We start from the raw sequence: 11,740 nt of genomic DNA on the forward strand, positions 1-11,740 counted from the left end.
CGCGTGTCGCCCCCTTTTCCAAGGGGCGGCCGCCAGGCCGTAGGGGGTTCAGTACCGGTACGTATCGGGCTTGTACGGCCCTTCCTTGGGCACGCCGATGTAGCGGGCCTGCTCGTCGGTCAGCTCGGTCAGCATCGCGCCCAGCTTCTTCAGCTGCAGGCGGGCCACCTTCTCGTCCAGGTGCTTGGGCAGGGTGTAGACCTTGCCGACGTCGTAGCCGTCAGGGTGCGTGAACAGCTCGATCTGCGCGATGGTCTGGTTGGCGAACGACGAGCTCATCACGTAGCTCGGGTGGCCGGTGGCACAGCCCAGGTTCACCAGGCGCCCCTTGGCCAGCAGGATGATCCGCTTGCCGTCCGGGAAGATCACGTGGTCGACCTGCGGCTTGATCTCCTCCCACTGGCACTTGGCTTCCAGCGCGGCGACGTCGATCTCGTTGTCGAAGTGGCCGATGTTGCACACGATGGCCTGGTCCTTCATCTTCGCCATGTGCTCGAAGGTGATGACGTGCTTGTTGCCGGTGGCGGTGACGAAGATGTCGGCCTTGTCGCAGGCGTAGTCCATCGTCACGACGCGGTAGCCTTCCATCGCGGCCTGCAGCGCGCAGATCGGGTCGATCTCGGTGACCCACACCTGCGCCGACAGCGCGCGCAGCGCCTGCGCCGAGCCCTTGCCCACGTCGCCGTAGCCGCACACCACGGCGATCTTGCCGGCCACCATCACGTCGGTGGCGCGCTTGATGCCGTCGACCAGCGACTCGCGGCAGCCGTAGAGGTTGTCGAACTTGCTCTTGGTGACGCTGTCGTTGACGTTGATCGCGCGGAACATCAGCTCGCCGCGCGCGGACATCTGCTTCAGGCGGTTCACGCCGGTGGTGGTCTCCTCGGTGACGCCGATGATCTTCGCGCTCTTGCGCGAGTACCAGGTCGGGTCCTGCGCGAGCTTGGCCTTGATCGCGGCGAACAGGATGCGCTCTTCCTCGCTGCCCGGGCTGGCCAGCACCGAGGGGTCGGACTCGGCACGCTTGCCCAGGTGCATCAGCAGCGTCGCGTCGCCGCCGTCGTCCAGGATCATGTTCGGGCCTTCGGCCTCGCTGCCCTGCGCGCCGAAGTCGAAGATGCGGTGGGTGTAGTCCCAGTATTCCTCCAGCGTCTCGCCCTTCTTCGCGAACACCGGCGTGCCGGTGGCGGCGATCGCCGCGGCGGCGTGGTCCTGGGTCGAGAAGATGTTGCACGAGGCCCAGCGCACCTGGGCGCCCAGCGCCTGCAGCGTCTCGATCAGCACCGCGGTCTGGATGGTCATGTGCAGCGAGCCGGCGATGCGCGCGCCCTTGAGCGGCTGGCTGGCGGCGTATTCCTCGCGGATGGCCATCAGGCCCGGCATTTCCGTTTCGGCAATGCGGATTTCCTTGCGGCCCCAGTCGGCGAGGGAGATGTCGGCGATGGCGCTTTCGGCCGGCGCGGAGGGTTTGAGGACAGCGTTCATGGTGACTCCGGGAACGTGAGGGTGGATCCGCCCACGCTTCCGGAGGGCACTCACCGCACGGAAGCGTGGGTGAGCGTCGTTGCTTGATGCCGAGCCTGGCGTCCGTGGCGGACGCTGCAACGCTCCTCGGTTGGGGGCGGATTATACGGCCGCCGTTTCCCCGGAGGGCCGGTCGGCCGCAGTGTCCTCGGGGCTGTTGGCGATGCGCTGGAACCAGGTGGCCACCAGCCCGCCCGAGATGTTGTGCCAGACGCTGAAGATCGCGCTGGGCACGGCCGCCAGCGGCGAGAAGTGCGCCGCCGCGAGCGCCGCGCCCAGGCCCGAGTTCTGCATGCCGACCTCGATCGCGAGCGTCTTGCGCCGGGCGATGCTGCGGCCGGTCAGCTTGCCGAGCAGGTAGCCCAGCAGCAGGCCCAGGCCGTTGTGCAGCACGACCACCGCGAAGATCAGCGCGCCGCTTTCGGCGATGCGGGCCTGGTTGGCCGCGACCACCGCGCCGACGATGGCGACGATCGCCGCCACCGACACCAGCGGCAGCACGTCCACCGCGAGCTTGACCTTCTCGCGCAGCAGCGACTGCGCGACCACGCCCAGCGCGATCGGCAGCACCACCACCTGCACGATGGACCAGAACATCGCGCCGGCGTTGACGTCCAGCCAGGCGCTGGCCAGCAGCCAGATCAGCGCGGGGGTGACGAGCGGCGCGAGCAGCGTGGTCACCGAGGTGATCGCCACCGACAGCGCCACGTCGCCGCGGCCCAGGTAGGTCATCACGTTGGAGGCGGTGCCGCCCGGGCAGCAGCCGACCAGGATCACGCCCACGGCGATCTCGGGCGGCAGCCCCAGCAGCTGGCACAGGGCCCAGGCCAGGCCCGGCATGATGAGGAACTGGCCCAGCACGCCGATCAGCACGTCGACGGGCCGGCGGAACACTTCACGGAAGTCGTCCTTCGACAGGGTCAGGCCCATGCCGAACATGACGATGCCCAGCAGCACCGTGATCCACGGCGCGATCCAGCGGAACTGGGCGGGGGCGAAATAGGCGAGCACGGCGAACAGCAGCACCCAGGCGGCAAAGGTCTTGCCGACGAACTGGCTCAGGCGGACGAGGGCCTGCATGGCGGATTCCTTGCGAGTGGCGAAACGGCGGTGAAGCCGGCGCCTCGCGGGGGCCGGGTGCGGTCACGGGCGGACGTCGGGCGGTGCCGCGCCTGGTGGGCGCAGGACCTGGGGTTAACCCTGATTCTAGGCAGGGGGACATGCCCCGGGCCGCGGCGGGGATACTGAAGATGTGCAGTTTTCCCTTCGTACAAACCCCTTCGGCGCGGCCGGGGCGGGTGCGCGCCCGGCACCGCCCGGGCAGGGGCGTGGGAAAATGCGGGCCTGCCGGCGGCCGTGCGACGACACGGCCGCAGCTACTTGTACCGGAGCCCGTCCCTTGTCTGCCTCACCTCATGCCGCCGAAGTCCGGCGCCGCCGCACCTTTGCCATCATCTCGCACCCCGACGCGGGCAAGACCACGCTGACGGAAAAGCTGCTGCTGTTCTCCGGCGCGATCCACATCGCCGGCTCGGTCAAGGCCCGCAAGGCCAGCCGCCATGCCACCTCGGACTGGATGGAAATCGAGAAGCAGCGCGGCATCTCGGTGGCGAGCTCGGTGATGCAGATGCTGTACCGCGACCACGTCATCAACCTGCTCGACACCCCGGGCCACCGCGACTTCTCCGAGGACACCTACCGCGTGCTGACCGCGGTGGACTCGGCGCTGATGGTGATCGACGCGGCCAACGGCGTGGAAGCGCAGACCCGCCGCCTGATCGAGGTGTGCCGCCAGCGCGACACGCCCATCATCACCTTCATCAACAAGATGGACCGCGAGGGCCGCGACCCGATCGCGCTGCTCGACGAGATCGAGGCGGAACTCGGCATGCCCTGCGTGCCGATGACCTGGCCGGTCGGCCAGGGCAAGGCCTTCGGCGGCATCGTGGACCTGCGCGCGCGCCACATGCGGCTGTTCCGTGCCGGCGAGGACCGCGTCACCGACCAGCAGATCGTGCCGCTGACCGAGGCCGCCGCGCTGCGCGAGCGCTTCGGCCACGACTACGAGCTGGCCGAGCAGAACATCGAGCTGCTGACCGAGGCGGCGCCGGCCTTCGACCGCGAGGCCTTCCTCGCCGCGAAGCAGACGCCGGTGTTCTTCGGCTCGGCGGTCAACAACTTCGGCGTGCAGGAGGTACTGGACGCGCTGGTGGACCTGGCGCCCGCGCCGGGGCCGCGCGCCTCCACCACGCGCGTGGTCGCACCGGACGAGGAGCAGTTCTCCGGCGTGGTGTTCAAGGTGCAGGCCAACATGGACCCGTCGCACCGCGACCGCATCGCCTTCGTGCGCGTCTACTCCGGGCGCTACACGCAGGGCATGAAGCTCAAGGTGCAGCGCACCGGCAAGGAGCTGCGGCCCACCAGCGTGGTGACCTTCCTGTCGCAGCGCCGCGAGGCGGTCGACGAGGCCTACGCCGGCGACATCATCGGCTTCACGACCCACGGCGGCGTGCAGCTGGGCGACACCATCACCGAAGGCGAGGCGCTGCAGTACACCGGGCTGCCCTTCTTCGCGCCCGAGCTGTTCCAGGCCGTGGAGCTGGCCAACCCGATGAAGAGCAAGCAGCTGCAGGCCGGGTTGCTGCAGCTGGGCGAGGAAGGGGCGATCCAGGTGTTCCGCCCGCACGAAGGCGGGCCGATGCTGCTGGGTGCGGTCGGCCAGCTGCAGTTCGAGGTCGTCCAGCACCGCCTGAAGACCGAATACGGCGTCGAGGTGCGACTGATGCCATCGCGCTTCGTCGGCGCGCGCTGGATCACGGCCGACACGCCCGAGGAACTGAAGAAGTTCACCGACGCCAACGCCAGCAAGCTCGCGCTCGACGCGGCCGACACGCTGGCCTACCTGATGACCTCGCCGTACGACCTGCGGCTGACGCAGGAGCGCTTCCCCAGGGTCCGCTTCCACCCGCTGCGCGAGCACGCCGGGCTGGTGCTGGAAAAGGCCGCGTGAGGACACGGAGGACCGGCCCGATGCAGCCGCTGCAAGCGTGGCCCGTGGACGCGCGCCGGCGCATCCGGGGCGTCTTCACCGACATCGACGACACGCTGACGACCAACGGCGCGATCACCGCCGACGCGCTGCAGGCGCTGGCCGACCTGCAGGCCGCCGGCTTGGTCGTGATCCCGATCACCGGCCGGCCGATGGGCTGGTCCGAGCCGTTCGCGCGCAGCTGGCCGGTCGCGGCCATCGTGCCGGAGAATGGCGCGATGGCGCTGCTGCCCGACGGGCGCACGCTCTACGTGCAGGACGAGGCTACGCGTGCGCGCAATGCCGAGCGGCTGCGCCAGGTCGCGCAGCGCGTGCTGCGCGAGGTGCCCGGCGCGACGCTGGCGCGCGACAGCGCCGGGCGCGTCACCGACATCGCGATCGACCACGGCGAGTTCGCCCACCTGCCGCCCGAGCGCATCGAGCAGGTGGTCGCGCTGATGCGCGCCGAAGGCATGGTCGCCACGGTCAGCTCGATCCACATCAACGGCTGGTTCGGCTCGCACGACAAGCTCAGCGGCGCGCGCTGGATCGTGCGCGAGCTCTACGGCCGCGACCTGGACGCCGAGATCGACCAGTGGGTCTACGTCGGCGATTCCACCAACGACCAGCGCATGTTCGAGCACTTCCCGCACAGCGTCGGGGTGGCGAACATCACGCGCTTCCTGCCGCAGCTGCAGCACCGGCCTGCCTACGTCACCCAGGGCGAGCGGGGGGCAGGTTTTGCCGAAGTGGCGCGTGCCCTGCTGGCAGCGCGGGGCTGAGGCCTCAGGCCGGGCGGGCCGGTGGCCCCGCCCACAGTTCGTCCAGGTGGCGGAAGCCCCAGTCTTCCGGGTTCTCCTGACTCACGATGCGGTCGCGCACCAGCGACGACGCCAGGTCGATTTCTTCCGGCGGGATGTGGAGGTTCGAGCGGGTCGAGAAGAAGACCTTCACCCGCGGCGTGAGCAGCGAGGATTCGCGCTGCTCCAGCACCACCGCCAGGCGGCCTGACTGCAGCTTCACCAGCGAGCCGGTCGGGTAGATGCCGATGCACTTCACGAAGGCCTGGAACACGCGTTCGTCGAAGTGGCCTTCCTTCGTCCACTGCGCCATGCGCCGGATGGCCTCGGCCGGGTGCCAGCCGGCCTTGTAGGGGCGGTCGGAGGTGATGGCGTCGTAGACGTCGCAGACCGCCCCCATGCGGGCGTGCAGGCTGATGGCCTCGCCCGCCAGCCCGTCCGGGTAGCCGCGGCCGTCGATGCGCTCATGGTGGTGCAGGCAGACGTCCAGCGCGCTGTCGGAGGTCACGCCGGCGTCGCTCAGCATGGCATGGCCGGCGCGCGGGTGTTCCTTGACGAGGGCGAACTCCTCGTCGGTCAGCCGGCCGGGCTTGTTGAGTATTTCCAGCGGGATGGCCGCCTTGCCCAGGTCGTGCAGCAGCCCGGCCAGGCCCACTTCGCGCAGTTCCGGTTCGGGCAGCCCGAGCTGCCGGCCGAGCGACACCATCAGGGCACACACGGACACCGAATGCAGGTAGGTGTAGTCGTCCTTGGTCTTCAGGCGCGCCAGGCTCACCAGGGCGCTGGGACTGCGCAGCACCGAGGCGGTGATGTCCTCCACCAGCTCGACGACCGGGGCGGTGCGCAGGGCCTGCCCCATGCGGGCCTGCTGGAACAGCCCGCCGACCTCCCGGCAGGCGCGCATGCAGATCTTCCGGGCGCGGCCGATCTCCTCTTCCAGGGGGACCTTCTCCGGCACGGTGCGCACCGGCTTGACCGGCGGCGGAGGAGCCGCGTCGCCGCGCGCCGGGGCCGGTGCTTCCGGGGCCACGTCCAGGCCGCGCGCGATGTCGATCCACACCTCGCGGACGGGACTCTGGCGCAGCCGCTCCAGGTCGGCCTGGTCCTTGAGCAGGAAGGAGGTCCGCCAGAACGGGTGGTCCAGCCAGGCGCCGCACAGCTCGAGCACGAACATGCCCGGCCGCAGCTGTTCGACGCGGACCTTCTTGCGGGTGGGCGAGGGAGCCGACAACGACATCGGGGGTGGTTGAAGCAGGGGGACACGGGACCCCGGTGATCCTAGGGAAGGTCGGGGGCGGGTGGTGATGAAAAAAGCACGCTTGTGCGCGCCCAGTAGGGGTGATCAGGGGCGGGGCGGCGGCCTGCCGGGCGCGACGGCCCGGCTGCGGCGTACGGTGGGGGGGCGTGCGCACCTCGCTGGCGCGATGTGGGCGTCGCCCGCAGCGGCGTGTGGTCTCGACTCGCATTGCCGGCGCAATGCGAGCGTCACCCGGGAACGGCCCCCTGCGGGCGCAGTGCCGCCGCCTTGTCCGTTCTTTGGTCTGCGCTCACCTTGCTGGCGCAACGTGAGCGTCGCCCGCGCACCGATGCCGGGCGTTCCGCACGCCGGGGCTTACAGCCCGGCCGCTGCGCGCAGTGCAGCGGCCTTGTCGGTGCGCTCCCACGAGAATTCGGGTTCCTCGCGGCCGAAGTGGCCGTAGGCGGCGGTCTTGGAGTAGATCGGGCGCAGCAGGTCCAGCATCTGGATGATGCCCTTCGGGCGCAGGTCGAAGTGCTCCTGCACCAGCGCGGCGATCTGCTCGTCGGGGATCACGCCCGTGCCTTCGGTGTAGACCGTGATGTTGATCGGGCGCGCCACGCCGATCGCGTAGCTGACCTGGATCTGGCACTGGCGCGCCAGGCCTGCGGCGACGATGTTCTTCGCGACGTAGCGCGCGGCGTAGGCGGCCGAGCGGTCGACCTTGGTCGGGTCCTTGCCCGAGAAGGCGCCGCCGCCGTGCGGGCAGGCACCGCCATAGGTGTCGACGATGATCTTGCGCCCGGTCAGGCCGCAGTCGCCCTGCGGGCCGCCGATCACGAAGCGGCCGGTCGGGTTGATCAGGTACTTGGTGTCCTTCAGCCACTCCTTGGGCAGCACCGGCTTGATGATCTCCTCGATGCAGGCCTCGATGAACTCGGGCTTCATCTTGGAGCCGTCGCTCATCTCGGGGCTGTGCTGGCTGGACAGCACCACGGTGTCGATGCTGTGCGGGCGGCCGTCCACGTAGCGCATCGTGATCTGGCTCTTGGCGTCCGGGCGCAGGAAGGGCAGGCGCCCGTCCTTGCGCAGCTGGGCCTGGCGCTCGACGATGCGGTGCGCGTAGTAGATCGGCGCGGGCATCAGCTCGGGCGTCTCGTCGCAGGCGTAGCCGAACATCAGGCCCTGGTCGCCGGCGCCGGTGTTCAGGTAGTCGTCGCTGGCGTGGTCCACGCCCTGCGCGATGTCGTTGCTCTGCTTGTCGTAGGCCACGAGCACCGCGCAGCCCTTGTAGTCGATGCCGTACTCGGTGTTGTCGTAGCCGATGCGCTTGATCGTGTCGCGCGCGACCTGGATGTAGTCGACATGCGCGTTGGTGGTGATTTCACCGGCCAGCACCACGAGACCCGTGTTGCACAGCGTCTCGGCGGCCACGCGCGACCGGGGGTCCTGCTCGAAGATGGCATCCAGGATCGCGTCGGAGATCTGGTCGGCCACCTTGTCCGGGTGGCCTTCGGAGACGGACTCGGATGTGAAGAGGAATTCGTTCGCCACTTCGTTGACTCCAAACAAAAAGACCCTGGCCTGCGTTGCCGGCCCGGGTCTTGAGGAGGTGCGGCGAACGCTTTAGCGGCATTTGTCGGACCCGGTGGTCCAGCAGGAGCTCGCTATGCTTCGCTCCTGCGTCGCCCCGCAAGTTGTTCCTTAAACCGGCGACCGCGCGATTATAGAAAAGATGCTCACGCTGTTCCGTCTGCTGTCACGTTGGCCCTTGGGGCTATTGCACGTCCTTGGTGCAGGACTGGGCTGGCTGACCTGGCTGCTGTCGCCCACCTACCGCCGACGGCTGCACCGCAACGCGGCGCAGGCGGGCGTGGCGCCGGCGCAGGCGCGCGCGGCGGTGGCCGAGGCCGGACGCATGGTGATGGAACTGCCCTGGCTGTGGATGCGCCCGGCGGACCGGCCGCTGGGGGACAAGCTGCGCTGGCAGGGCGAGGCCTGCATCGAGGAAGCCCATCGGCGCGGCAAGGGCATCGTGTTCCTGACCCCGCACCTGGGCTGCTTCGAGGTGACCGCGCAGGGCTATGCCGAGCGCTACGGCGCGACGCACGGTCCGATCACGGTGCTGTACCGGCCGCCACGCAAGGCCGCGATCCGGCCGCTGGTGGAGGCGGCGCGGCGCCGCCCGGGGCTCGCGACCGCGCCGGCCACGCTGGCCGGGGTGCGGCAGATGATCCGCGCGCTGCGCCAGGGGCAGGCGGTCGGCCTGCTGCCCGACCAGGTGCCGCCCGAGGGCATGGGCGTGTGGGCGCCGTTCTTCGGCCGGCCGGCCTACACCATGACGCTCGCCGCGCGGCTGGCGCAGCAGACCGGCGCGAGCATCGTGCTGGCCTGGGGCGAGCGGCTGCGCCGCGGCGCGGGCTACGTGATCCACCTGGAGCCATTTGACGAACCCTTGCCGGACCTGGCCGCCGATCAAGGACAATCGGCCGCCACCGCCATCAACCGCGCCATGGAACGATTGATCCTGCGATGCCCCGGGCAGTACCTGTGGGGCTATCACCGCTACAAGCAACCGCGTCGCGAGGCTGCGCCCGCCGGCGCGGCGGAGTCGTCCTGATGGGCTCGCGGCTGCTGCTCGCCCTGTTGTGGCTGCTGCACTGGCTGCCGCTGCCGGTGCTGGCCGCGCTCGGCCGCGGCCTGGGCCGTGTGCTGTACCCGCTGGCGAAGTCGCGCCGGCAAATCGCGCTGCGCAACCTCGAGCTGTGCTTCCCCGAGAAGTCGCCCGCCGAGCGCGAGGCGCTGGCGCGCGAGCATTTCCAGTGGCTGACGCGCAGCCTGCTCGAGCGGCCGATGCTGTGGTACGCGAGCGAGGCGCGGCTGCGGCGCCTGATCCACGTCGAAGGCGACGTGGGCTTTGCCGACCGCAGCGACAAGCCGGTGATGTTCCTGGTGCCGCACTTCCTGGCGCTGGACGTGGCAGGGGTCGCCGAGCAGCTGTACGTGCAGCGGCCGGCCGCATCGATCTACCAGACCCAGAGCGACAAGGTGTTCGACGCCGCGGTGCGGCGCGGGCGGCTGCGCTTCGGCCGCGCGACGCTGTTCTCGCGCCAGGAATCGGCGCGGCCGCTGATGCGCTGCATCCGCCAGGGCCATGCCTTCTTCAACCTGCCGGACATGGACTTCGGCCGCCAGGACTCGGCCTTCATCCCGTTCTTCGGCGTGCCGGCCTCGACGCTGCTGGCGCCGTCGCGCATGGCGCGTGCGCTGGGCATGGTGGTGCAGCCGGTGGTCGGCGAGATCCTGCCGGGCGGGCGGGGCTACCGGGTGCGCTTCCTCGAGCCCTGGGAGCATTTCCCGACCGACGACCCGCAGGCCGATGCGCTCGCGATGAACCGCTGGATCGAGTCCGAGATCCGGCGCAACCCGGCGCAGTACCTGTGGGTGCATCGCCGCTTCAAGACGCGCCCGAAGGGCGAGCCGTCGCTGTACCGCAAGCGCGCGGCGCGATAATCCCGCCCATGAAGCTGCGCTTTACCAAGATGCAGGGCGCGGGCAACGATTTCGTCGTGCTCGACGCCACGCGCGCACCCCTGGACCTGTCCCCCGGGCAGTACCGGCACCTGGCCGACCGACGCTTCGGCATCGGGGCCGACCAGATCCTGATCGTCGGCCCGTCGCCTGCGCCCGGCGTGGACTTCAGCTACCGCATCGTCAATGCCGACGGCGGCGAGGTCGAGCAGTGCGGCAACGGCGCGCGCTGCTTCGCGAAGTTCGTCCACGAGCGCGGCCTGACCGACAAGCGGGCGATCCGCGTGCAGACGTTGTCCGGCGTGATCGAGCCGAGTCTGCAGGATGACGGCCGCGTCACGGTGGACATGGGCGAGCCTGTGTTCGAGCCCGGGCGGGTGCCGTTCGACGCGCAGGGGCTGGTGCCCCGGCCGGTCGGCGACCATGTGCAGTGGCCGCTCGAGCTGGACGGCACCACGGTCTACGTGGCGGTGGCGTCGATGGGCAACCCGCATGCGGTGCAGCGTGTCGACGACGTGGACACCGCGCCGGTCGCGCAGCAGGGGCCGATGATCGAGTCGCACCCGCGCTTCCCGCGCCGCGTCAACGCCGGCTTCATGCAGGTGGTCGCGCGCGGCCACATCCGCCTGCGCGTCCACGAGCGCGGTGCCGGCGAGACGCTGGCGTGCGGCACGGGCGCCTGCGCGGCGGTGGCCTGCGGCATCCGCCTGGGCTGGCTGGATGCGCGCGTGGACGTCGACACCCGTGGCGGGCGGCTGACCATCGAATGGGCCGGCCCGGGCCACACGGTGCGCATGACCGGCCCGGCCGTCACGGTCTTCGAAGGCGAGATCGAGCTATGAGCCGCCGCGCGCACCTCGGAGGGGCCGCGCGCTGAAGGCGCGGACCATGGACACGGCCGCGACCCGGCCGGGCAGCGACACCAACAGGCACCTCACACCATGAGCATCCAGGGCATCACCGAAGACGACATCGCCAACTACCTCGTGCAGACGCCCGGGTTCTTCGAGCGGCATGCCGAGCTGCTGGCCACCATCCGGCTGACCAGCCCGCACGGCAACCGCGCCGTTTCGCTGCAGGAGCGGCAGATGGAAATGCTGCGCGAGAAGATCAAGGGCCTGGAGCTGAAGATCGTCGAGATGATCCGGCACGGCCAGGAGAACATGGCCATCGTCGACAAGCTGCACCGCTGGACGCGCGCGATCATGCTGACCGCCGACCCGGCCGACGTGCCGTCGGTGATGGCCGAGGAACTGAAGAACCAGTTCCTGATCCCGCAGGCCGCAGTGCGCGTCTGGGGCGTCAAGCCCGAGTACGCCGACCGCCCGTTCGCGCAGGGCGTCAAGGAGGACACCAAGTCCTTCGCGACCAGCCTGACCATGCCCTACTGCGGCGTCAATTCCGGCTTCGAGCCGGTGGGCTGGCTGCAGGACCCGGGCACGGTGATGTCGCTGGCGCTGATCCCGCTGCGCCATGCCGAGTCCGCCCCGGCCTTCGGGCTGCTGGTGCTGGGCTCGCCCGACCCGACCCGCTACACCGCCGACATGGGCACCGACCTGCTGGTGCGTGTCGGCGAGCTCGCCAGCGCCGGGCTGGCGCGGCTGGTGCCGGCCGCCTGAG

At 70.1% G+C, this 11,740-nt stretch carries 10 protein-coding genes and 1 riboswitch; of the genes, 6 read left to right on the forward strand and 4 right to left on the reverse strand.

What is annotated here, in order from left to right; translation table 11 throughout:
- Positions 1-48: 48 nt before the first annotated feature.
- Positions 49-1,485: an adenosylhomocysteinase gene (gene ahcY / locus IS481_RS03410; RefSeq protein WP_104357221.1), complete on the reverse strand. Its 1,437-nt coding sequence runs from the start codon at positions 1,483-1,485 to the stop codon at positions 49-51.
- Between the two features lie 64 nt (positions 1,486-1,549).
- A riboswitch (S-adenosyl-L-homocysteine riboswitch) is annotated at positions 1,550-1,619 on the reverse strand.
- Between the two features lie 7 nt (positions 1,620-1,626).
- Positions 1,627-2,604: a bile acid:sodium symporter family protein gene (locus IS481_RS03415; protein WP_104357222.1), complete on the reverse strand. Its 978-nt coding sequence runs from the start codon at positions 2,602-2,604 to the stop codon at positions 1,627-1,629.
- A 319-nt stretch (positions 2,605-2,923) separates the two neighbouring features.
- On the opposite strand from IS481_RS03415, the gene IS481_RS03420 reads away from it, so the two are divergent.
- Both IS481_RS03420 and IS481_RS03425 read left to right on the forward strand, forming a co-directional pair.
- The gene (locus tag IS481_RS03420; RefSeq protein WP_104357223.1) at positions 2,924-4,534 is read left to right on the forward strand and encodes a peptide chain release factor 3; all 1,611 of its coding nucleotides are present in this window, start codon (positions 2,924-2,926) and stop codon (positions 4,532-4,534) included.
- Between the two features lie 20 nt (positions 4,535-4,554).
- A complete protein-coding gene (locus IS481_RS03425; protein ID WP_104357224.1) occupies positions 4,555-5,334 on the forward strand; it encodes an HAD family hydrolase in 780 nt (259 codons plus the stop codon).
- A 4-nt stretch (positions 5,335-5,338) separates the two neighbouring features.
- Here IS481_RS03425 and IS481_RS03430 read toward each other — a convergent pair whose 3' ends face one another.
- Together IS481_RS03430 and metK are read right to left on the reverse strand one after the other, a co-directional pair.
- Complete coding sequence (locus IS481_RS03430) at positions 5,339-6,589, reverse strand: HD-GYP domain-containing protein (protein WP_104357225.1); 1,251 nt, start codon at positions 6,587-6,589, stop codon at positions 5,339-5,341.
- Positions 6,590-6,964: 375 nt separating this feature from the next.
- Positions 6,965-8,143 carry a methionine adenosyltransferase gene (gene metK, locus IS481_RS03435; protein WP_104357226.1) on the reverse strand — a complete coding sequence of 393 codons (1,179 nt, stop codon included), beginning with the start codon at positions 8,141-8,143 and terminating at the stop codon, positions 6,965-6,967.
- A gap of 181 nt (positions 8,144-8,324) precedes the next feature.
- On the opposite strand from metK, the gene IS481_RS03440 reads away from it, so the two are divergent.
- The 4 genes from IS481_RS03440 (at position 8,325) to IS481_RS03455 (ending at position 11,739) form a co-directional block, all read left to right on the forward strand.
- Complete coding sequence (locus IS481_RS03440; protein ID WP_104357227.1) at positions 8,325-9,209, forward strand: lysophospholipid acyltransferase family protein; 885 nt, start codon at positions 8,325-8,327, stop codon at positions 9,207-9,209.
- On the forward strand, positions 9,209-10,102 hold the full coding sequence (locus tag IS481_RS03445) for an LpxL/LpxP family acyltransferase (RefSeq protein WP_104357228.1): 894 nt from the start codon (positions 9,209-9,211) through the stop codon (positions 10,100-10,102). Before IS481_RS03440 ends, IS481_RS03445 begins: the two co-directional genes overlap by 1 nt.
- 8 nt (positions 10,103-10,110) lie before the next feature.
- Positions 10,111-10,962, forward strand: a complete 852-nt coding sequence (dapF, locus tag IS481_RS03450) for a diaminopimelate epimerase (protein ID WP_104357229.1) — start codon at positions 10,111-10,113, stop codon at positions 10,960-10,962.
- A gap of 99 nt (positions 10,963-11,061) precedes the next feature.
- A complete protein-coding gene (locus IS481_RS03455) occupies positions 11,062-11,739 on the forward strand; it encodes a DUF484 family protein (protein WP_104357230.1) in 678 nt (225 codons plus the stop codon).
- Position 11,740: the final 1 nt, after the last annotated feature.

Source organism: Caldimonas thermodepolymerans (genome assembly GCF_015476235.1).
In the GTDB taxonomy this organism is placed as follows: Bacteria; Pseudomonadota; Gammaproteobacteria; order Burkholderiales; family Burkholderiaceae_C; genus Caldimonas; species Caldimonas thermodepolymerans.

Coding starts and splice junctions, on each gene's coding strand:
- ahcY (WP_104357221.1), bottom strand. CDS start 1,485: ATGAACGCTGTCCTCAAACCCTCCGCGCCGGCCGAAAGCGCCATCGCC.
- IS481_RS03415 (WP_104357222.1), bottom strand. CDS start 2,604: ATGCAGGCCCTCGTCCGCCTGAGCCAGTTCGTCGGCAAGACCTTTGCC.
- IS481_RS03425 (WP_104357224.1), top strand. CDS start 4,555: ATGCAGCCGCTGCAAGCGTGGCCCGTGGACGCGCGCCGGCGCATCCGG.
- IS481_RS03430 (WP_104357225.1), bottom strand. CDS start 6,589: ATGTCGTTGTCGGCTCCCTCGCCCACCCGCAAGAAGGTCCGCGTCGAA.
- IS481_RS03440 (WP_104357227.1), top strand. CDS start 8,325: ATGCTCACGCTGTTCCGTCTGCTGTCACGTTGGCCCTTGGGGCTATTG.
- IS481_RS03445 (WP_104357228.1), top strand. CDS start 9,209: ATGGGCTCGCGGCTGCTGCTCGCCCTGTTGTGGCTGCTGCACTGGCTG.
- dapF (WP_104357229.1), top strand. CDS start 10,111: ATGAAGCTGCGCTTTACCAAGATGCAGGGCGCGGGCAACGATTTCGTC.
- IS481_RS03455 (WP_104357230.1), top strand. CDS start 11,062: ATGAGCATCCAGGGCATCACCGAAGACGACATCGCCAACTACCTCGTG.